General features: G+C 68.5%; 18 protein-coding genes, 1 tRNA gene and 1 pseudogene. 8 read left to right on the forward strand and 12 right to left on the reverse strand.

Annotated features, from left to right (window positions below; genetic code table 11):
* Positions 1 to 8: 8 nt before the first annotated feature.
* Complete coding sequence (gene cyaB, locus IEY73_RS20195; RefSeq protein WP_189080814.1) at positions 9 to 575, forward strand: class IV adenylate cyclase; 567 nt, start codon at positions 9 to 11, stop codon at positions 573 to 575.
* Between the two features lie 191 nt (positions 576 to 766).
* Here the strand turns inward: cyaB and IEY73_RS20200 are convergent, their stop codons facing one another.
* The 3 genes from IEY73_RS20200 to IEY73_RS20210 all read right to left on the reverse strand — a co-directional run bounded on the left by IEY73_RS20200 (position 767) and on the right by IEY73_RS20210 (position 2,707).
* The gene (locus IEY73_RS20200; protein WP_189080815.1) at positions 767 to 916 is read right to left on the reverse strand and encodes a hypothetical protein; all 150 of its coding nucleotides are present in this window, start codon (positions 914 to 916) and stop codon (positions 767 to 769) included.
* Between the two features lie 26 nt (positions 917 to 942).
* Entirely contained in the window at positions 943 to 1,536 is a 594-nt protein-coding gene (locus IEY73_RS20205; protein ID WP_189080816.1) for a hypothetical protein, read from the reverse strand.
* Between the two features lie 349 nt (positions 1,537 to 1,885).
* On the reverse strand, positions 1,886 to 2,707 hold the full coding sequence (locus IEY73_RS20210) for an SAM-dependent methyltransferase (protein WP_229715991.1): 822 nt from the start codon (positions 2,705 to 2,707) through the stop codon (positions 1,886 to 1,888).
* 115 nt (positions 2,708 to 2,822) lie between these two features.
* On the opposite strand from IEY73_RS20210, the gene IEY73_RS20215 reads away from it, so the two are divergent.
* Positions 2,823 to 3,572 (forward strand): pentapeptide repeat-containing protein, encoded by a 750-nt coding sequence (locus tag IEY73_RS20215; RefSeq protein WP_189080853.1) that lies wholly within the window; start codon positions 2,823 to 2,825, stop codon positions 3,570 to 3,572.
* A gap of 10 nt (positions 3,573 to 3,582) precedes the next feature.
* Positions 3,583 to 4,560: pseudogene (locus IEY73_RS20220) on the forward strand (TerC family protein); the annotation flags it as partial.
* Between the two features lie 240 nt (positions 4,561 to 4,800).
* On the opposite strand, the gene IEY73_RS20225 reads toward IEY73_RS20220, so the two are convergent.
* Together IEY73_RS20225 and IEY73_RS20230 are read right to left on the reverse strand one after the other, a co-directional pair.
* Complete coding sequence (locus IEY73_RS20225) at positions 4,801 to 5,583, reverse strand: translation initiation factor 2 (protein ID WP_189080819.1); 783 nt, start codon at positions 5,581 to 5,583, stop codon at positions 4,801 to 4,803.
* 190 nt (positions 5,584 to 5,773) lie between these two features.
* Entirely contained in the window at positions 5,774 to 6,625 is an 852-nt protein-coding gene (locus IEY73_RS20230) for a spermidine synthase (protein WP_189080820.1), read from the reverse strand.
* A gap of 411 nt (positions 6,626 to 7,036) precedes the next feature.
* Between IEY73_RS20230 and IEY73_RS20235 the strand changes: the two genes are divergently transcribed.
* Positions 7,037 to 7,717, forward strand: coding sequence for a hypothetical protein (locus IEY73_RS20235; protein ID WP_189080821.1), 681 nt, complete (start codon positions 7,037 to 7,039; stop codon positions 7,715 to 7,717).
* Positions 7,718 to 7,790: 73 nt separating this feature from the next.
* On the opposite strand, the gene IEY73_RS20240 is transcribed toward IEY73_RS20235, so the two are convergent.
* From IEY73_RS20240 to IEY73_RS20255, 4 genes are all read right to left on the reverse strand, one after another.
* Positions 7,791 to 9,173, reverse strand: coding sequence for a hypothetical protein (locus tag IEY73_RS20240; protein ID WP_189080822.1), 1,383 nt, complete (start codon positions 9,171 to 9,173; stop codon positions 7,791 to 7,793).
* 207 nt (positions 9,174 to 9,380) lie between these two features.
* Positions 9,381 to 9,457 (reverse strand) — tRNA-Met (locus IEY73_RS20245).
* Between the two features lie 144 nt (positions 9,458 to 9,601).
* Positions 9,602 to 12,550 (reverse strand): UPF0182 family membrane protein, encoded by a 2,949-nt coding sequence (locus tag IEY73_RS20250; protein WP_189080823.1) that lies wholly within the window; start codon positions 12,548 to 12,550, stop codon positions 9,602 to 9,604.
* A gap of 85 nt (positions 12,551 to 12,635) precedes the next feature.
* On the reverse strand, positions 12,636 to 13,664 hold the full coding sequence (locus tag IEY73_RS20255) for a YlbL family protein (protein WP_189080824.1): 1,029 nt from the start codon (positions 13,662 to 13,664) through the stop codon (positions 12,636 to 12,638).
* 159 nt (positions 13,665 to 13,823) lie between these two features.
* On the opposite strand from IEY73_RS20255, the gene IEY73_RS20260 reads away from it, so the two are divergent.
* Entirely contained in the window at positions 13,824 to 14,993 is a 1,170-nt protein-coding gene (locus tag IEY73_RS20260) for a zinc-dependent metalloprotease (RefSeq protein ID WP_505744146.1), read from the forward strand.
* Between the two features lie 8 nt (positions 14,994 to 15,001).
* Here the strand turns inward: IEY73_RS20260 and IEY73_RS20265 are convergent, their stop codons facing one another.
* Positions 15,002 to 15,580 carry a hypothetical protein gene (locus IEY73_RS20265; RefSeq protein ID WP_189080826.1) on the reverse strand — a complete coding sequence of 193 codons (579 nt, stop codon included), beginning with the start codon at positions 15,578 to 15,580 and terminating at the stop codon, positions 15,002 to 15,004.
* A gap of 106 nt (positions 15,581 to 15,686) precedes the next feature.
* Positions 15,687 to 15,848 carry a DUF5679 domain-containing protein gene (locus tag IEY73_RS20270; protein ID WP_189080827.1) on the reverse strand — a complete coding sequence of 54 codons (162 nt, stop codon included), beginning with the start codon at positions 15,846 to 15,848 and terminating at the stop codon, positions 15,687 to 15,689.
* Positions 15,849 to 16,310: 462 nt separating this feature from the next.
* On the opposite strand from IEY73_RS20270, the gene IEY73_RS20275 reads away from it, so the two are divergent.
* The 3 genes from IEY73_RS20275 to IEY73_RS20285 all read left to right on the forward strand — a co-directional run bounded on the left by IEY73_RS20275 (position 16,311) and on the right by IEY73_RS20285 (position 19,516).
* Positions 16,311 to 16,844: a M48 metallopeptidase family protein gene (locus tag IEY73_RS20275; protein WP_189080828.1), complete on the forward strand. Its 534-nt coding sequence runs from the start codon at positions 16,311 to 16,313 to the stop codon at positions 16,842 to 16,844.
* 181 nt (positions 16,845 to 17,025) lie between these two features.
* Entirely contained in the window at positions 17,026 to 18,141 is a 1,116-nt protein-coding gene (locus IEY73_RS20280) for a ThiF family adenylyltransferase (protein ID WP_189080854.1), read from the forward strand.
* A 28-nt stretch (positions 18,142 to 18,169) separates the two neighbouring features.
* A complete protein-coding gene (locus tag IEY73_RS20285; RefSeq protein WP_189080829.1) occupies positions 18,170 to 19,516 on the forward strand; it encodes an ABC1 kinase family protein in 1,347 nt (448 codons plus the stop codon).
* A gap of 300 nt (positions 19,517 to 19,816) precedes the next feature.
* Here the strand turns inward: IEY73_RS20285 and IEY73_RS20290 are convergent, their stop codons facing one another.
* Entirely contained in the window at positions 19,817 to 20,176 is a 360-nt protein-coding gene (locus IEY73_RS20290; protein WP_189080830.1) for a WhiB family transcriptional regulator, read from the reverse strand.
* Positions 20,177 to 20,248: the final 72 nt, after the last annotated feature.

Consider the following 20,248-nt stretch of genomic DNA (forward strand, 5'->3'; position numbering starts at 1 on the left):
CGGACACCATGAAGTACATCGAGATCGAGCAGAAGTTCGCCGTACCCGACGCCGAAGCCCTGCGAACGGCCCTGGCCGCGAGGCACGCCAAGCCCGGCACGGCAACACGGCAGGTCGATACGTACTACAACGCCCCGCACCGTGACTTCCTCGCCCCGGCCGCAATATCCGAATGGCTTCGGATCCGCAGGCAGGATGGTGGCGACGCATCCCTGAATTTCAAGCGCTGGCACCCGATCGATGCCGACGTGAAGACCCACGCCGACGAGTACGAAACCCCCGTCACCGACCCCGAGGCAGTCCGGCTGACCCTGGAAGCGCTTGACTTCACGGTGATCGCCGAGGTCGACAAGACCCGCGAGGAATGGCACCTCGACGGCGACGTCCCTACCGTCGTCGCAATCGACACCATCGACGGCCTGGGAACCTTCGCCGAGTTCGAGTTCAAAGGCGAAGCCGAAAGCCCCGGCGACGCCATCGACCAGCTCACGTCCCTGATCGAAAGCCTCAAAGTTCCACTCGGCGACCGAATCAACCTCGGGTACCCCCACCTGATCCTCGGCCGCGAGAAGTAGACAGCCGTCCCTGGCGGCCATCTGAGCCCAGGGCAAGGTCCCACCACTTCCCCTGATTGCAGGTCACAGGAAGCCCGCGGGCATGGAACGCCTAAGCCTTCTGTGCGTTCGTGCCCGCGGGCCGGTAAGGTCAGCGACCTTCTCGCCCAGGTCGGCCCGTGCAAGCAGCCTGATCTCCCGGAGCGCGAGTGTCAGACCGCGACTAGCCGCGCGTCTGCTGCGGACTCCTCAGCCTCGTTGCTGCTCGCGGTCGCCGGGAGGTGGCGGCGTGCGGTACTGACGCTCACGCCGGCCTCCGAGGCGATCGTCGCGATCGGGGCCTGCTCGCCCAACTTCTTCACGGCTGCCGCGACCTTGCCGGCGTTGGTCAGCGACGGAGGGAGGCCGCTTCGCTTACGCGAGCGGATCTGCGGTTGCCGGGCAGCGGTACAGGCGTTCGAGGAGAGCTGCCGGAGAGCGGCGCAGCTTCCGGCGTTTCCGCGATCAGCTCGGGCTCGGGCGACTTCACGGCCGGCTCGGGTATGACTGGGGTTGCGTCAGCAAGCTGAGTGGCCCCCGGGCTCTTGGTCGCGTCTCCCTGCGGGGACAGCATCGCCACCGCAGCCTTCGTGATCAGCATGACCGCCGCCATCGGCGCGGCGGACGCGACGACACCGCTGATTCCGGGCGAGGCCATCGCGTACTGCGCGTTCAGCGACAGCCCGGCCCCGAGGACGAACAACAGGACGGGCAGGACGACCGAGCGGCCGGACCTGCGGCAGACCCTGTAGGCAACGATGCCGGCAAACGGCAGGAGTTCCGAGATCGTGGCGTTCGTGATGCCGGACAGCGACGACGTGCCAGGCGGTGAGTGGACGAGCGTCCAGGCGACGACGTGTCCGACGGACACCCGCGCGGCGAGAAGCGCGGTGACGATCAGGACGATCCCGAGCGCCCATCGCTCCCAAGTCTGAGTCTTCACGAGGTGCCTCCAGGGGGAAGTGGTGAGCCCGTCTGGCGGTTCCTCTCCGCGCCAGCTCAGGGCGGCAGTAAGAACGCGCCGAACCTGTCGGGACGCGGCCGTGCGGCTGAGACGGCGGTCAGCCGTTACCCGAGCCAGGACGCACACGCTGAGCCGTCGCCGGACTGCTGAGACGGCTGCCGGCCAGCTCATAACCCAGAGGTCGCAGGTTCAAATCCTGTCCCCGCTACAACAGAAGTGCAGGTCAGAGGCCCTTCACCCATCCGGGTGAAGGGCCTCTGTGTACTCCGTGGTCGCAAGGTGGCCGCAGACGAAAAAGGCACGAACGTCCGTACCGGCGCCGTGCGGCTCAGGGCTTGCGGGCCAGGCCGGCCCACACCCCGACGTCCCGCGGATCCGGCTGTTCCGCACCCGGCTCCGGCCGCCATTGTGAGGCCAGCACCACGCCCGGATCGACCAGGTCGAGGTCGTCGAAGAGTGCCACGACTTCATCCCTGCCGCGGGGCCAGACGTCGACCTTGCCGTCCTCGGCCATCTGCTGGGCAGTGCTCGCCACCTCCGGCGCCAGGAAGTCGACGGTGCCGTGCGTGATGGCCACATAACTTCCGGATGGCAGTGCGGACACGAGTCGCCGCACCAGCGGCCTGGCCCGGTCCCGGCCACGGACGAAGTGCAGGACCGCGATCAGCATCAACGCCACCGGCCGGGTCAAGTCGAGCGTCTCCGTCAGCTCCGATGCTTCCAGGATCTTCTCCGGCTGGCGCAGATCCGCTTCGATGTACGCGGTGCGGCCCTCCGGGCTGCTGGTGAGCAGGGCGCGGGCGTGCGACATGACCAACGGGTCATTGTCCACATAGAGCACTCGGGCGTCCGGCGCGGCGCGCTGCGCCACCTCGTGGGTGTTGTCCGCGGTGGGCAGGCCGGTGCCGATGTCCAGGAACTGGCGTATCCCCGCCTCGGCGGCCAGATGGTGCGTCATGCGGCGCAGCACGTCGCGGTTGGCGCGCACCCCGATGCGCAGACCCGGAAAGAGCCGCTCCAATTCGTCGCCCGACTCCCGGTCGGCGGCGAAGTGGTCCTTGCCACCCAGCCAGTAGTTGTAGCGGCGGGCCGGGTGCGCCGTCGAGGTGTCGATCACCGGCGCATCGGACACGTCGTCTTGCTCGTTCACGTCGACCCCCGTCGGACGTAGCGGACTGTCCACTGTAGTAGGTCGGCATTCTCGGTCGGCGTCCATCGTCGCGCCCGTGCCGCCACGGAGCAAGGCCCACTAGGCTGGCACGGTGATGGAGCTGGCCGCCGACTGCTCCCGGTGCGCCGGGTTGTGCTGCGTCGCCCCCGCGTTCTCGCAGTCCGTGGACTTCGCCTATGACAAACCCGCCGGCCGGGCATGCGTGCACCTCGACGACGACTTTCGCTGCGAGATCCACCCGATGCTGGCGTCCGAGGGGTTTCGCGGCTGTGCCGTGTTCGACTGTTTCGGTGCCGGTCAGCACCTGGTGCAGGGCACCTTCGGCGGTGCCGACTGGCGTGCCGCCCGGGCCATGCTCGACCTGTTTCCGGTGATGCGGCAGCTCCACGAGCTCGCCTGGCATCTCGACCAGGCACGGCGGCTGCCGGAGGTGACGGCGCTGCGGCCCGCCCTGCAGGCGGCGTTCGACGAGACCCGCCGATTGGCCGACGGAACGCCGGCGGATCTGGCCGGGCTCGACGTCACCGCGTACCGCAATCGGGTCAACCGGCTGCTGCGGCGGGCCAGCAAGATCGCCCGCGCCGGAGCCGGGCCGGCCCCTTGCTATCGCGGCAGGGACCTGGTCGGGCGCCGGATGCGCGGTGCGGACTTGCGCGGCGCCGACCTGCGCGGCGCGTTGCTGATCGCCGCGGATCTGCGCGACGCCGACCTGCGCCGCGCCGACTTCAGCGGCGCCGACCTGCGCGGGACGGACCTGCGCGGCGCCGACCTCACCGGGGCGCTCTTCCTCACCGAGGCCCAGCTTCGAGCGGCGCGGACAACCCCACCGGCAAACCGCATTTAGGATGTCGGTCATGCAGGTGACCGGCCTGGTCTGGGCCCTTACCGTGGCCGGGCTCGCCGGTCTCGTGCTGTTCGACTTCGTCTTCCACGTACGCCGAGCACACGTCCCGTCGATGCGCGAGGCGGCCGTCTGGTCGTCGATCTACGGCGCGATCGCCGTGCTGTTCGGGTTCGGCGTGTGGCAGTTCGGCGGGCACACCGCCGGAGCGGAATACTTCGCCGGCTGGGTGACCGAGTGGGCGCTGTCGGTGGACAACCTGTTCGTGTTCTTGATGATCATGAGCAGCTTCAAGGTGCCCCGCGCCGACCAGCAGAAGGTGCTGCTCTTCGGCATCGTCTTCTCGCTGCTCACCCGCACCGGCTTCATCTTCCTCGGCGCCGCCCTGATCAACGCGTTCGCCTGGGTGTTCTATCTGTTCGGGCTGATCCTGTTGGGCACCGCGATCAACCTAGTCAAGCCCGGCGACGAGGACCACTCGGCGGACAATCTGGTGATCCGCGTGGCCCGCCGGTTCCTGCGCACCAGCGACGACTTCGACGGCGACAAACTGTTCACGGTGCAGCACGGCAAGCGCATGCTGACGCCGATGCTGCTGGTCATGATCGCCATCGGCGGCACCGACCTGCTGTTCGCGCTGGACTCCATTCCGGCGATCTTCGGGCTCACCCAGAGCGTCTATCTCGTCTTCACCGCCACCGCGTTCGCGCTGCTCGGCCTGCGCCAGCTCTACTTCCTGCTGGACGGCCTGCTGGACCGGCTGGTCCACCTGTCGTACGGGCTGGCGGTGATCCTCGCCTTCATCGGTGTGAAGCTGATCCTGCACGCCATGCACGAGAACAACCTGCCGTTCGTCAACGACGGCGAGCCGATCGGCGTGTTCGAGTTCGGCACCGGCCAGTCCCTGATGGTGATCATCGTGGTGCTGCTGATCACCGTGGCGGCGTCGCTGCTCAGCCCGCGCGGGCGCGCCAAGACCTCGATGTCGGCGGTCCGCCGGCACGCGCGGGAGTTCCTCGACGTGGAGCCCGACCCGGCGTACTGCGACGAGCTCTACCATCGGCTGGTCGAGGACGAAGAGCGACTCCAGCAGTTGCCCGACCGCTTCCGCCAGGAGGCCGACGACGATTCCGAACTGCAGGACCTGCTGCGCCGCGCGCACGAGGTGCACGCGGAACGCGTGGCGAACGGCGATTGCTTCGTTCCGTCCGGCACGTGAGGGCAGGCATGCTCAGCCTCGGCGAGGGCCTCGCATGACGGCGCTGGCGGCGCGGTTGTCCGTCAGCCGGCCGCCGGGCCGGTAACGGCCGGAGTTGGCGGCGATCCGAGCCGCCGTACGCCGTATCGACTCAGCCCGCTCGGACAGGTTGACGGTCGGCACGTCGGCGGCGAGCTCGTCGTGGGAGATCCCGTCGGCTTCCGCCGGCGGGCGACGGACGAGCAACGCGCCGAGAAGCGACACCGTCTGCCCCTCGCCGCCCTGGTGGTTGCTGAACTCCGGCGCCATCAGCAGCCGGGAGAGCATCCGCGCCTGTCCCGAGCCGAGCCCCAGCTTCTCCGCGTTCTCCACCCGGAACCGCGCGATCGCCTGCCGGATCGCGTTGGCCAGGTGGTCCGCGTCAGCCACCGTGGCGATGTCGCCGCCGGCCAGCACCATCGCCGGATGGGTGCCGTCGGCGCCCCCGCAAACGAGCTGCACCTGGGTGGCCGCCGCCCCCCGATCCCCGCCGCGGGCACCCGGCTGCACCCGCAGGTACTGCGGCCACAGCCAGCGCAACTCGCCGCAGACGATCTCGTCTCCGCCGTCGGCCGCATGCACGTAGAGCAGGCGCTGGTCGGTCACCAGCACCTCGGTCGACTCCGGCAGCGTCCACCGCGGCATCGAAGCCGGCTCATCGAACGCGTACTCGGCGATGCCGCACCGCCCCCGCCACATCTCCCGCTCGCCGCCGTGCAACGGGCCGAACACGTCGACGCGCTCGCCGGCGAGAGGCGGAAAGTGTCGATCACGCATGAAACACTTTCCCTCCCGTCATGCCGCACTCTGCGCATGGCCCATCGATTACATCCGCATAGCATCGAGGCCGACAAGTGCGGACGACACAGTCGAGCCACATCGCGCATCCTCGATCCACGATGCGCAGCGAGCTCGAACCGGTAGAGGGCGAATGCTGCACGTTCGGCCGATGCAGTCCGGTTCGGCCCTAACCGCGAGCGCGGAACAGCCCCTCCGGCGGCGCGGGCGACCCCACCGCATCCGCATCGTGGACCGGCGGCGCGCCGCCGCAGAACCGGTCCAGATCCGACTCCACTCGCCCGGGAAACCAGTCACCCGCGGCGCGGCGAGTCAGCGCGGCCGTCGGCGGAGCGGTACGGCCCGCCACCACCACCAGATTGCCGAAGCGCCGGCCGCGCAACACCGTCGAATCCGCGATGACGATCGCCTCCGGCAGCACCGCGCGCATGGTCGCCACCTGCACCTTCGCGTGCCGCAGAGGCGGCCCGTCGGTGACGTTCGCGATCAGCCACCCGTCCGGCGCCAACGCCCGGGAGACCGCCTCGACGAACTCCACCGAGGTCAGGTGCGCCGGCGTACGGGCTCCGGCGAACACGTCGCAAACCACCACGTCATAGCCGCCTGCGCGGACGGTCGTCACCGCCTCGCGCGCGTCGCCCACCCGCACCTTGAGGTGCCAGCCCGGGTCCCAGGGAAGCGCGCGGCGGACCAGCTCGACCAGCGACCCGTCGATCTCGACCACACGCTGACGGGAGCCGGGCCGGGTGGCGGCCACGTACCGCGGCACCGTCAGAGCGCCGCCGCCGAGATGCAGCACGCGCAGCGGCTGATGCGGCGCAGCGATCAGGTCGATGGTCGCGGCGATCCGGCGGACATACTCGAATTCGAGGTAGGTCGGATCCGCCAGGTCGACGTGCGACTGCGGCGCGCCGTCCAGGGTGAGCGTCCACCCGGTCGAGCGATCCGGGTCGGGCACGAGTTCGGCCACCCCGGTGGCCACTGCCGACACCTGCCGCTGAGACCGTTTGCGCCGCGTCACCCGGCCATTATCCGTACGCCGCACGGCCCCCTTCGACGATCCCCGAACGCTGCCCGCTCGGCCGCCCCGGCCGCGGGGTGCGCCCGGGACCGATGGTGCGGGCCGGACAAGCCGCTAATGCCACATGTCCGCCCACAAACTCCAAGATCGAGAAGCGTCCGCGGGGCCCGCAGGGCAGGTTCAGTCGTGAAGGAGACAGTGCTTATCGCGATCTCGCGAATGCCCTGGTGACGATGCCGCATTCATGATCGTCCTCATATTTCCACAAAAGGTCCTCAGAATTTCCACAAGCAATCCACCCGGATCGACCGACAATATTCACGCAAGCACGGTGCAATGATACGCGCATTGTGGATCTCTTGGATCATCAGTCGATCAGTCAATCAGTCGATCAGTCAGAAAGAGGACAGCATGTCGTCACTCAATCAGTTCGCGTTCGTTTCCGGAACGACGAACTACGAGTTCGGCCACAACTCGATCCCGAACATCCCCATCACCGGCTCGCCCGCCGACGCCAACATCGACCGCGTGGCGATGCTGCACGACGGCAGCGCCTACCGGTTCTACGCCTTCCAGGGGAGCACCTCGACCAAGCTCTACCAGTACAGCTTCGACGGCTCGTCGTATGCTTTCGGGCACAACTCGATCCCCGAGCTGACCCTGGAGGGATTCCCCTCCGACGTCGACGCCAGCAGCTTCGAAATGCTGCACGACGGCAGCAACTACCGCCTTTACATGCGGCGCCTCGGCGATCGCACGACGCTTTATCAGGCCGCCTTTGTCGCCGGCACCACGACCTACCGTTTCGGCCACAACTCGATCCCGCAGATCCAGATCACCGGCTTCCCCGCGGACACCGACTGGTCGCGCTGGGGAATGTTGCACGACGGTGAGTTCTACCGCTTCTACGCTTTCAAGCTCGGCAGCAACACCGAGTTCTACCAGGGTGCGTTCGACGGCAGCACGTACGCGTTCGGGCACAAGTCGATCCCGACCCTGACGCTTGTCGGCACGCCGGCCAACAGCGACCTGCACGACATGTCGATGCTGCACGACGGCAGCGACTACCGCTTGTACCTGACCGTCCGCTGACACACGAGTAAACAGAACGCGGCCTCTCCCTCGACGGGAGAGGCCGCGTTCCGCGCGTCAGCCGTGGAAGCGTCTATTTCCGAGCTGCCTCATCGAGTTCCTCGACCGTCGGGAGCTGGTTCAGGTCAAGGCCCAGTTCCTTGGCGCCGGCCCGGAATCGTTCGAGCTGGTTCGCCGGCACATGGCGGAAGACCCCCACACCCTTGTCCGCGGCGTCCGAGGGGTAGAGCCGTCCCACGTACGAGCTGGAGCTGCCCGCGTTGAGCTTGAGGTTCTCGTTGGTCACCAGGGTGCCGTCACCTCGCACAGGGACCAGCTGGTGAGTGTCCGTCCACAACGCGCCGGCGTGGTCCGCCGGCACCTCGTACGTCACGGTCAAGGTGTGATCGTCGAACTCCGACACGCCGTAACGCCGGGCATACCCGAGCTCCAGAGACGCACTGACAGAGGTTTCCACCGAGGCGCTCGCGCCCATGCCGAGAGGCTTGGCCGACACCTCCACACCCGTCGAGACGCCGACGGTGATGCCCGTGGTCACGGCGAACTCGTCCGATCTCTCCTTCGTGACTCCTACGGTGATCGCCTCCTCGATCTCCCCGCCACCGCCGCCCCGGAAGTCGACGTGCCGGAGGAGGTCATACTGACGCTTGCGCAGGATCTTGTAGAAGGGGGAGTTGTCCACCTTCCACTCCTCGGTCCGGTTGCTGTCGTTGACCATCACATAGGGCACGGTCACCGCCCGGTCGGTGACGATCGCCTGGGCCGGGGGCGGATTGTAGGACTCCAGCGTCAACTCGGGGGCGTAGTCGGTCTTCTCGACGACGGCCGGCAGGTCCAGCACCCATGTCACATCCGTCGGGGAGTGCTGCACGTCGGGACCGCAACTGAACGTTCCGGCGGGCAGGAACATGTGCTCCTCGGTGTCATCGAACGGGTACAGCGGGGGCGTGATGGGCCACCATGCCTTCCCACCACCGATTCGAATGGTGGGTGACAGGCCGAGTTCCGCACGGCGCACGTACGCGCGCCCGGCATGTTCCTTCTTCACGCAGGCGACGCCCATCGACACCGACGGATTGCCCGGTTCCAGATCTCCGTCGTAAAGATTTGCCGCACTCGTCGTCACATCGCCCAGTGCCACATACCCGGCGGGCGGAATCGGTCGCCACACGAAATGCCGGAAATAGACGGTCCACGCCGCGTTGCCGAGGATTTTGTACTTGAAGCTCCCCTTGAATTCGCCCACCTTCTGGAAACTCACCGGCGGCCGGAGCAGATCCCGGCCGACAGAGCGATCCCTGACCAGGAGTCCGCCGCCGGAAGCCGGAACGTCGTGGACGGTGACGTCGCCCAGGAAGTGCCAGTCACCGGTCAGCTCCGGCCGGCCGATTCCATTTTGCTTCACCTCCATCTTGGTGTAGCCGATCTCCAGGTCACCGTATCGTTGGGTGATCATGAAGTGATGCTTCCTTTCGTCGTGACTCGACATCGGAAGCCACATCATTGAGCCACCACCGGCCCACGGCTTGGGGAATGCGTGAGGATGCGTTGAGCGAGAATCTCCAAATTCCCTACCACCGCCGGGCCGTTCCGTGTCCGGAAAGCAAATGGCCCGGACCTACGATCCGTAGGTCCGGGCCATTTCGATGTCCTAGACATCACATGGTAGCGGGGACAGGATTTGAACCTGCGACCTCTGGGTTATGAGCCCAGCGAGCTACCGAGCTGCTCCACCCCGCGTCGGCCTGTTAACCCTAGCGCAACCGACGGCGCACCTGCAAAACGCCCCAGCCTCGCTGTGCGAGCCGGGGTGCCACATGCGACGGCACCACCCCCGCCGTTCACGGGAGTGGCGCCATCCGATGGTGTCGCGATGTCGAGCCGTCAGCCTCCGCTCGGCGTCGGGGCCGGCGCCGACGACGCTCCGGTCGTCGGGCTCGGCGTGATGCCCGCCGCCTTCTGCGCGTTCTGGAAGTTCGTCATCGCCTGGTCCAGCTTCTGCAACGCGTCGCCGTACCGCGCGAAGTCGCCGCTCTCCTGGGCCGCCCGCACGTCCGCGATCGCCTGGTCGAGTTGCGCCGCCGCGTCGGAGAGCTGGTTCGGCAGGTTCGTCGGCGGGCTGCCGCCACCCGACGGGTTCTGGTCCTGGTTGTTGTCGGACGACGTGCCGCCGGACGACGACGGGCCGTTCTCGCCCTGCTGCACGAGCTGCTCCAACCCCTGTTTCAGGTTGTCGGCCAGCACCACGTACGTGCCGCCGTCGCCGTACGACATGAGCACCTTCTGCAGCAGCGGAACCGCGTTCTCCTGGCCGCTGCGCACGTAGACCGGCTCGACGTAGAGCATGCCCTCGCCGACCGGCAACGAGATCAGGTTGCCGAACAGCACCTGACTCTGGTTGCTGTTGGACAGCAGGGTCAGCTCGGAGCGCACCGAGGCGTTGTTGGTCATGCGTTGATGCACCTGGACCGGGCCCTGGATGGCCGTCTGGTCCGGCAGTTCCAGCACCTCCAGCTTGGGTTCGTCGTTCACGTACGAGGCGGAGATGAGCGCCGCCAAGTTGTCGCGGTTGTTGGGTGTCACCGCGGAGGTGAGCTGGAACCGTGGCTCGTCCTGACCGGGCAGTTGGACGTTCAGATAGAACGGTGGCTGCTTGGACCGGCTGTCCGGGTTGTCCGGCGTGTTCGGCACCTGCCAGAAGTCCTGGCCGGAGAAGAACTCGGCGGCGTTGGTGACGTGGAACCGGGCCAGCAGGTTGCGCTGCACCTTGAATAGGTCCGCCGGGTAGCGGAAGTGCTGCGCCAGCTCCGGCGGCGTGTCCGCCTTCGGGATGATCAGGTCACCACCGAAGGCCTTGTTCCAGGCCTTCAGGATCGGGTCCTTGTCATCGAACTCGTACAGCTTCACCGTTCCGTCGTACGCGTCGACGGTGGCCTTCACCGAGTTGCGCATGTAATTCACGTTGTCCCGGGCGAGCGCGAACGTGCCCTGGTTGGTCAGCTCGTCGACGGTCTCCTGCTGCAGGTTGATGCGCTGCGAGTACGGGTAGGTGGCCGATGTCGTGTAGCCGTCCAGGATCCACACGATGCGCCCGTCCACCACCGCCGGGTACGGGTCGCCGTCGATGGTCAGGAACGGCGCCACCTTCTCCACCCGGGCGCGCGGTTCCCGCACGTACATGAGGCGGGATTTGCTGTTGACCGCGTCGGAGAGCACGAAGTTGCTCTCGGTGTTCTTGATGGCGAAGACCAGGCGGCGGAGCATCGAGCCGATCGGCACGCCGCCCTGACCGTCGTAGGTGAAGCGTTCGCCGCCGTTGTTGTTGTTCGGCTGCGGCCGGTCGAACTCGACGTTCTTGTTCTTGTTCTGCTGACCCACGATGGCGTACTCGGTGGACTGCTCGCCGTAGTAGATGCGCGGCTGCTTGACGGAGATCTGTTCGGTGTCCGACGCGCAGCCGGGCTGCTGGTCCTCGCCCAGGAAGCCGGAGACGAAGTACGGCAGGCCGCCGCACACCACGTCGTTGGCCGGCGCGGCGACCAGGCCGTACCCGTGGGTGAACACGGTGTGCCGGTTGATCCAGTTCTGCTGCTGGGTGGTCAGCTCATCGTCGTTGACTTCGCGGACGCCGACCACGTAGTCGCGGGTGCTGTTGTTGACGGTGTACCGGTCCACGTCCAGTTTCGGCCCGAAGTCGTAGAAGCCGCGGACCTGCTGCTGCTGGGTGAACGCCTCGGAGACCAACTGCGGGTCGATCAGCCGGACGTTCTGCGCGTTGGTGTCCGAGCTCAGCGTGTCCGGTGGCACGGTGTTGGAGGCGGGGTACGGCTTCACTTCGGTGCTCTGCAGGCCGAACGCCTCGCGGGTCGCCGCGATGGACCGGGCGATATAGGGCGCTTCCTTGTCTGCCAGGCTCGGCTGCACCTGGAAGTTCTGCACGGCCAGCGGGTAGATGCCGCCGATCGCCACCGCAGAGATGGCCAGCAGGGCCAGCGAGACCCCGGGCCATACCAGATTGCGCATCACCGCGTTGGAGAACACGATGATCGCCACGGCGACCACGATGGAGATGTACGCGAGGATCTCCTTGGCCGGCAGCAGCGCGTTGACGTCGGTGTATCCAGCGCCGTAGAGCCCCGGCGAGACGTGCTGCTCCAGCAGCAGCGCACGCCGGTCCAGCACGTAGGCCACCGCCTTGAGCAGCACGAAGAAGGCGACAAGCGTGGTCAGGTGGGCACGCGCGGCGGCCGTCATCCGGTCGCCCACGCCCTGCAGCCGCACGCCGCCGAAGACGTAGTGCACGGCCAGCGCCCCGATCACCGACAGCACCACCGCGGTGAAGCCGACGCCGAGCAGGTAGCGCCAGAACGGATAGTCGAAGATGTAGAACCCGACGTCCACTTTGAACTGCGGATCCCGTACGCCGAAGCTGCCGCCGTTGCGGAAGAGTAACCAGTCCTTCCAGCGGCTCTGCGCGCTGAGCCCGGCGAAGAACCCGACGACGATCGAGGCGATGGCGATCCAGAAGCCCAGCCGCGGCTGGATCACCATCCGGTAGCGCTCCAGGGTGGCCTGCTCGGCCGAGTGTGGTCGCAGCAGCGGACGCAGACGGTATGCCAGGAAGAGGTTGACGGCCACCACCAGCGCCATGGCCAGGCCGATCGCCAGGAACAGCACCAGCCGGGTGACCAGCTTGCCGGTGTAGACACCGGTGTAGTCCACCTCGTCGAACCAGAGCCAGTCCGTATAGGCGTCGATGCCCCAGCCGAGGAGCGTGAAGAGAAGGAAAACCCCCGCGAGGACGCCGACGGTGACGCGACCGCGCCGGCTCATCCTCGGCAGAGGACTATTACGCATGACCAACGTTGGCTCCACACAATCGTCGTGCTCGGTGTCTCACCTTACGATGTCGCAGCTATCAGGCGGCTGAGCAGGGTTTCGGCGTTCCGCCCGAGGTGAAGGTGCGCAGCGCGGTGAGGGCGTCGTCCACCGTGGTCACCTTCGCCATCGGCAGGCCGGACACCGCGTTGCGCAATGCCTCGGCGCAGTTGCCGGCCGGCACCAGGAACAGTTGCGCGCCGGCCTCTTTCGCGCCGACCAGTTTCTGCGGGATGCCGCCGATCGGGCCCACCTTGCCCGCGTCGTCGATGGTCCCGGTACCTGCGATGATCTTGCCGCCGGTCAGGTCGGCCGGCTTGAGCTTGTCGATGATGCCGAGGGTAAACATCAGTCCCGCGCTGGGTCCGCCGATCTCGTCCAGGTCGATCTTCACGGTGAACGGGTGCGGCTGCTTCTGGGCGATCTCCACGCCGATGCGCGGGGGTTCGTCGGCAGCGGCCGAACGGGTGGCGATCGCGACCGTGCCGGGCTTGCCGTCCCGGACGTAGCCGATGGTCAGTGTGCTGCCCTCCGGCTTGGCCCGGATCAGGTCGGTGAGGTTCTGCGGGCCGGTCACCTTGGTGCCGTCGACCGAGGTGAGCACGTCGTCGGCGGCCAGCTTGCCGACCGCCGGGCTGCCGTCGGTCACCTTCTTCACATACACCTGCACCGGGTACCCCAGTTCGCGCAGGGCCACGGTCTCCGCGCTGGTCTGCGAGCTGGCGAACTCCTGCTGGTTCTGCGCCTCGACCTGTTTCTCGGTGCGGTCCGGCGGATAGATGAGCTCGCGCGGCACCACCGCCTGCTCGCGGCTGAACCAGCCGCGGATGGCCCACACCAGTTCCACGTCCGGCTGCACGCCGACGGTGGTCAGCCTGAGCTGCCCGGCGGACGTCGAGGTCTCGGCCTTGGTCACCTGGATGACCTGCTTGCCGTTGTCCGAGCCGAGCGTGTTCACCGTGGGGCCGGGTTTGAGCACGACGTAGGGCAACGGGACGGCCATCACGCCGACTGCCAGGATCGCGGTGATCAAGGCGCCGAGCAAGACCGTGATACCGCGACGTCTCATGCGCGTGAGCGTACCCACCTACCCTGAGTTCTCTCTGAGCTGACACCACCCTCGGCCCGATCAGCGGATTTCGCGCGTACCGTTGACGACGTGCCTGATATCCCGTTCGGCTTCTCCCTGCCGGGCGCCCAGCCGCCCGATCCCTCCGACCCGCAGCAGATGCAGCAGTTCATGGCTTCGCTGCAGCAGATGTTCGCGGCCTCGGGCAGTGGCCCGGTCAACTGGGACCTCGCCCGCCAGGTCGCGGCCAGCCAGTTGTCCACGGCCGGCGACCCGTCGGTGAACGTCCTCGAGCGCCACCAGGTCGAGGAGTCGCTGCGGCTCGCCGATCTGTGGCTGGACCCCGCGTCCGCCCTGCCGTCGGGCGTCCGCACCGCCGCCGCCTGGAACCGCAACGAGTGGATCTATAACACCCTTGAGGTGTGGAAGAAGCTCTGCGACCCGATCGCCGGGCGGATGGTGGGCGCGATGGGCGATCTGGTGCCCGAGGAGGCGCGCGCGCAGCTCGGTCCGATGCAGTCGATGGTGGCCACGCTGGGCGGCGCGCTCTTCGGCGGGCAGCTCGGTCAGGCGCTCGGGCAGCTTGCCGCCGAGGTGCTGTCCGCCGGCGACATCGGCCTGCCGCTCGGCCCGGCGGGCACCGCAGCGCTCGTCCCGGCCAACATCCGGCCGTACGGCGAGGGACTGGAACTGCCCGAGGATCAGGTCCGCCTGTATGTGGCCCTGCGCGAGGCCGCGCATCAGCGCCTCTTCCAGCACGTTCCGTGGTTGCGTGCACACGTGCTGACGGCCGTGGAGGCGTACGCCAACGGCATCACCGTGAACCGGGAGGCGATCGAGGAGGCGATGAGCCGTGTCGACCCGACCGATCCCGAGTCGATGCAGGCCATGGCGCTGGAGGGCATCTTCACCCCGGAGGACACCCCGCAGCAGAAGGCGAGCCTGGCTCGCCTGGAGACGGCGCTCGCCCTGATCGAGGGCTGGGTCGGTCACGTGGTCGACCAGGCCGCGGGCGATCGGCTGCCGTCGGTGGTGGCGCTGGGTGAGGCGTTCCGCCGGCGCCGGGCCGCGGGCGGTCCGGCCGAGCAGACCTTCGCCGCGCTGGTCGGACTGGAGTTGCGTCCGCGCCGCCTGCGCGAGGCCGGCGCGCTGTGGGCCGCGGTCACCGAGCATCGGGGCATCCAAGGGCGCGACGCGCTGTGGGAGCACCCCGATCTGCTGCCGACCGACGAGGACTTCGCCGATCCGCAGCAGTTCGCCCGTTCCCAGCTCGACTGGGACATCTCCGAGCTGGAAAACTTGGACAAACCGGCCGATCCGGAGGACTGACCGGGCGGTCAGCCGCCCAGCAGCGCGCGGGTCATCTCCCAGCCCTCCAGCGCCGGGTCCAGCCGGGCGAGATCGTCCGGCCCCCGCAGGCGCCGCCAGGGCGACGTGGACTGCACGTCGCCCGGGTTCGGCGCGGGTGCCCGCAACCCGGCGGCGGTGACCGTGTCCAGGTCGTGGTCGGCGAGCCAGGCAGGCGGGGGCAGCGAGGCCGCCACGCCCAGGCCGGGAGCGATCGCCACCGGCTTGGTGGGCAGTGGCCGCAGCAGCTTGCCGAGGATCATCCCGGGCACGTCCGGCGCGTCCGCGGCCACCACGGCGGCCTGCTCGAACCCGTCGGCGGTGGCGGCGGCCAGCGCCGGGAGGACGGTGGGGGTGGGTACGTCGTACAGGCGCATGCCGGGCCAGGCGATGGCTTCGGCCAGCGGCCGGTCCCCGGGCGGCGCGGCGATCGCCGGCTCGGCCTGGGCCAGCCTGGCGAGGAGGTCCACGACGTCCTCGGCCATCGCGGTCCGCCAGGCTTCCGGGTCGATCCCGGGGGGACTCCACGAGACCGGGACCAGAAGGGCGATCACTGCACGCCGTGTCACATGTCGAGGCTATCCGCCTGGCGGCGGACGCCGCCGCCAGGCATGGACGGCGACGGCGGCGGCCCGTCGGGCCGCCGCCGTCGCCTCACCGAAGGTGTCGCCCGGATCAGGCCTTGGCCTTGCCCAGGATCCGGTTGACCGTGGTGCCACAGACCGGGCACTTGCCCTTGGCCATGTTCATGCCCGTCTTCGAGACCTCCACCGCCCCTTGGAAGTCACGCTTCTCCTTGCACTTGACGCAGTAGCCGTTGTATGTGTTGTCGGCCACGATTCCTCCTCGTCATGTCGTCGGCCGGGGTCGGCCCTGATGCCTGCTCGCGGCTTCCCGCGACTTCGTCGGCGCTGGACCGCTCCGCGACCACGTGGATGTGGCCACCCGCAAGGGCGGTCACTACCCAGGTCGGGCCGTTTCCATGTCAGCGCTGCCTCGACGTGTCGCCGATGACGTGAGTGTGCGGTGCGCTCGGGACCGATTCGGGCAGATACGCCAAGACACGCCGACAATTTGCTCTAGAGCACCCTAAAAGGGACACAAGCCGCAACCCTCCGCGCCGTGCGAGGGGGGTACCGTTGTGCCCGAAGTGGATGTTGCCGTGTCAAAAATTTTCTCGACACAGCACCACAAACCGCTCTTTTTACGCTGGTGTCATTTGACATACTCTTGCGGTGACCTGGGTCTCACGGATTAGCGTCTCCACGTGAACCCCAACCTGGGCCGCGCGAGCCGGTAATGGCCAGGGCACGCAAGCCTGTCGTGGAAGTGCGGCGCAGCCAGCGCCGCCGCCGGACGGTGTCCGCCTATCGAGACGGCGAGCGCGTGGTGGTGCTCATCCCGGACCGCTTCTCGCGCGCCGAGGAGAGCGAGTGGGTGGAGCGGATGCTCGCCCGGCTGGCCGCCCGCGAGGAGCGCGGCACACGCACGGATGCCGAACTGCTCGTGCGGGCACGGCGTCTGATCTCCCGATACCTCACCGACCACGAACGCCGCGCCACACCGGCCAGCATCCGGTGGGTGACGAACCAGAACGGACGCTGGGGGTCGTGCACGCCGGATGACCGCACGATCCGGATCTCACACCGGATCCAGGCGATGCCTGACTGGGTCGTCGACTACGTGCTGCTGCACGAACTGGCGCACCTCGTGGTGCCCAGCCACAACGCACGCTTCTGGGACCTGGTCAACCGCTACCCCAAGGCGGAACGGGCACGCGGTTTCCTGGAGGGCATCTCCGCCGCCGACGGGCTGGTCCTCGCCGAGGACTGACGGCCCATCATCCGTACGGGGCACAACCGGACACTCCCCGACCACGTTAAGTCATGTGGTCACCCCGCTCAGTCCCTGTGGATAACTCGCGCCATCCTGTGGACAACCGAGCGAGCGCCGTCGCGCGCCTGTGGATAACTGGAGCACTGCGCAGTGCCACCCTGACAGAGTGTCACCCATGATGCTGCGCCCCCTCTTGCTGCCGGGCCTGCCCCGTCTCTGGCGCGGCCCGCACACGTTGCAGCTAGGGCTGGACCCGGACCGGGCGGTGCTGTTCGATCTGCCGCACGCCCGGGTCGCCCAGATCCTCGATCTGATGGACGGCACCCGCCCGGAGCGAGCGGTGTACGCCTACGGCACCTCCTTGGGCGTGGCACCGGACGACGTCCGTGTCCTCGTCGACGCCCTGCGCGCGGCCGGCTACCTGCTCTCCGCGCCCAGCCTGATGCCCGCGACGCTGGCCGACGACCACCGTGGCCGCCTGCTCGCCGAGGCTGCCGCCGTCGCGCTCAGCGCACCCGCACCCCTCGCCGGGACGCCCCGGCCACCGGCGCCGACGCGTCGTTCCCCCTCGCCGGCGCAGGTGCTGCGACGACGCCTCGCGGCGTGTGTGATCGTCGCCGGCGCCGGCCGGCTCGGGCCGCCGATCGCGGTGGCCCTCGCCCAGTCCGGGATCGGCCATGTGCATCCGCAGTTGTCCGGCACCGTCTCGCCAGCCGATCTCGCCGGCGGGCCGCTGCACGCGGACGACATCGGCCAGCCGGCGGTGGCTGCCACCACGGCGGCACTGCAGCGCGCCGCCCCGGACACCCGCACCGGCCCGGTGCGGCGCGGCACCGCCTCCCTCGTGGTGCAGCTCGGGTTCGATCAGCCGGTGGAGCTCCTGGCCGCCCGCTTCGCCGCGCGCCGCCAGCCGCACCTGCGCGTCGGCCTGCGCGAGGCGACCGCCATCGTCGGCCCGCTCGTGCCAGCCGCCGGCCGTCCCTGTCTGAACTGCCTCGACCTGCACCGATCCGACCGCGATCCGCAATGGCCGCAGCTCGTCCGGCAGGCGCAACCACGCGTCGCCGAGCCGTGCAGCGTGACGACCGTGCTGGCCGCCACGGCCTACGCCTGCGCCGAGGTGTTGGCCTATCTCGACGGCGCCGCCGCGCAGACGGTCGGCGCGGCGGTGGAGATCCGTGGGCCGGGACGCGTACGCCGACGGGCATGGCCGCCCCATCCGGCCTGCATGTGCCATCGGCCAACCGGACTTTCACCTCGAAAGTCACCAGAAGGGAACGACACCGGCAGATGATGTCCCGCCGGTCGGTCACAATGATCTGGTGAGCGACATACCTCGGCGCGCGGCGTCACGGACCGCCAAGCTGGCCGCGCTGCCCCTCGGCTTCGCCGGACGGACAGCGCTCGGCCTCGGCAAGCGGGCAGTCGGAGTGGCGACCGACGTCATCTCCGAGGACATTCAGCGGCGCACCGCCGAGCAGCTCTTCAGCGTTCTCGGGCAGCTCAAGGGCGGGGCGATGAAGTTCGGCCAGGCGCTGTCGGTGTTCGAGGCCGCGATGCCGGAAGACATGGCCGGGCCGTACCGACAGGCGCTCACCAAGCTCCAGGAAGCCGCGCCGCCGATGCCGGTGGCCAGCGTGCACCGGGTCATGGCGGAGCAGTTCGGCCCGGACTGGCGGGCCGATTTCGCCGAATTCGACGACAGCCCCGCCGCCGCGGCGAGCATCGGCCAGGTCCACCGCGCGGTGTGGAAACTGCCCGCCGGTCCGCGTGGCGGCCGGCGCAAGACGGTGCCGGCCGCGGTCAAGGTGCAATACCCGGGTGCCGGCGAGGCGCTGCTGGCCGACCTCAGACAACTGTCCCGGCTGGCCAACATGTTCAAGATCATTCAGCCGGGCATGGATGTGAAGCCGCTGCTCGCCGAGCTGCGGGAGCGGATCACCGAGGAGCTCGACTACGAGATGGAGGCGCAGACCCAGCGGGCCTTCGCCGACGCGTACGCCGACGACGCGGAGATCCATGTTCCGCGAGTGCTCGCCTCGGCCCCCCGGGCGCTGGTCACCGCATGGGTGGACGGGACGCCACTGTCCCGGGTGATCAGCGACGGCACCGAGGACGCGCGGGACGAGGCGGGCCGGCTGATGGCGACGCTGCACTTCTCCGCGCCCGCGCGGGCCGGGCTGCTGCACGCCGACCCGCACCCGGGGAACTTCCGGATGCTGGCCGACGGCCGGCTCGGCGTGATCGATTTCGGCGCGGTCGCCCGGCTGCCCGGCGGCCACCCGGAACCCATCGGCCGGCTCATCCGGCTCGCCCTGGACGGCGACGCCGACGGCGTGGCCGACGGCCTGCGCGACGAGGGCTTCATCAAACCCGACGACGAACTGGACGCCCGGGCGGTGCTCGACTTCCTGCGCCCGATGATCGAGCCGGTCGCGGTGCCGGAATTCCGCTTCACCCGGGCATGGATCCGTGCCGAGGCCGCCCGCCTCTCCAACCCTCGCTCGCCGGCCTACCAACTCAGCCGCAAGCTCAACCTGCCACCGTCCTACCTGCTCATCCACCGGGTGACGCTCGGCTCCATCGGCGTGCTCTGCCAACTGGAGGCGAAGGCCCCCTACCGAGCCATCCTGGAACGGTGGTTGCCGGGTTTCGCCCCGGTGACCTGACCCGGCACGGATGCGGAGAGACCCGCGCGCCGAGCGGCGCGCGGGTCCCGTCTCATGTCGGTTTACAGAGGGCGACCGCCGAGTTCACAGGCAGCCCGGTGCCGGGCTTCCATGGCGATACGGCGGGCGGAACGGTGGGCCTCAGGGTGGTCGTGTGCCTGAGGCCGGCGCATTCGCGCACGTGACAACGCTTCTTGTATCAGTCTCATCTTCGGGGCTCCGCTCATGCTCGCTGCAGTGGTCTCTCGAATTGCGGGAAGTACTCGGTCGGCCTGTCGGTTCGCGGTGTCGGTGGTCATGTCAGGCCGCCAATCGCATGGAGTTGCGCTCAAGACCATTGGCCGCGAGGCGCTCCTCGGTCTCCGCCTTGAGCTCGGCGTCACGGGCGACGTCGACCTTGCGCGGACGGCCCCGGGGACGCTTGCGCGGCACCACGGACCCCCGCTCGAAGATCTCGCCACCCCAGACGCCCCAGGGCTCGGCGCGCTCAACCGCGCCGGCCAGGCACTCCACACGCAGCGGGCAGTCCCCGCAGAGCGACTTGGCCAGTTCCAACTGGGCGGGCGACTCCGAGAACCACAGGTCCGGGTCGAACTTCCGACAGGGCAGGTTCGCCTCCAGCTCGACACTCGGGTCGAGTGGGGCCAGCGCCAGACTCATAAAGCCCGGTCACCTCTCTCTTTCTCGATCGTGCAGGATCGCCGTTCGGTGATGCACCGGCCGGTCAGCCGG

The organism is Mangrovihabitans endophyticus, assembly GCF_014646155.1.
Lineage (GTDB): Bacteria > Actinomycetota > Actinomycetes > Mycobacteriales > Micromonosporaceae > Actinoplanes > Actinoplanes endophyticus.

What these genes read in the sequence shown, in the direction of transcription:
- cyaB (WP_189080814.1), top strand. Translation starts at nt 9, where the DNA reads ATGAAGTACATCGAGATCGAGCAGAAGTTCGCCGTACCCGACGCCGAA.
- IEY73_RS20215 (WP_189080853.1), top strand. Translation starts at nt 2,823, where the DNA reads ATGGAGCTGGCCGCCGACTGCTCCCGGTGCGCCGGGTTGTGCTGCGTC.
- IEY73_RS20225 (WP_189080819.1), bottom strand. Translation starts at nt 5,583, where the DNA reads ATGCGTGATCGACACTTTCCGCCTCTCGCCGGCGAGCGCGTCGACGTG.
- IEY73_RS20235 (WP_189080821.1), top strand. Translation starts at nt 7,037, where the DNA reads ATGTCGTCACTCAATCAGTTCGCGTTCGTTTCCGGAACGACGAACTAC.
- IEY73_RS20240 (WP_189080822.1), bottom strand. Translation starts at nt 9,173, where the DNA reads ATGATCACCCAACGATACGGTGACCTGGAGATCGGCTACACCAAGATG.
- IEY73_RS20250 (WP_189080823.1), bottom strand. Translation starts at nt 12,550, where the DNA reads ATGAGCCGGCGCGGTCGCGTCACCGTCGGCGTCCTCGCGGGGGTTTTC.
- IEY73_RS20255 (WP_189080824.1), bottom strand. Translation starts at nt 13,664, where the DNA reads ATGAGACGTCGCGGTATCACGGTCTTGCTCGGCGCCTTGATCACCGCG.
- IEY73_RS20260 (WP_505744146.1), top strand. Translation starts at nt 13,824, where the DNA reads ATGCAGCAGTTCATGGCTTCGCTGCAGCAGATGTTCGCGGCCTCGGGC.
- IEY73_RS20275 (WP_189080828.1), top strand. Translation starts at nt 16,311, where the DNA reads ATGGCCAGGGCACGCAAGCCTGTCGTGGAAGTGCGGCGCAGCCAGCGC.
- IEY73_RS20280 (WP_189080854.1), top strand. Translation starts at nt 17,026, where the DNA reads ATGCTGCGCCCCCTCTTGCTGCCGGGCCTGCCCCGTCTCTGGCGCGGC.
- IEY73_RS20290 (WP_189080830.1), bottom strand. Translation starts at nt 20,176, where the DNA reads ATGAGTCTGGCGCTGGCCCCACTCGACCCGAGTGTCGAGCTGGAGGCG.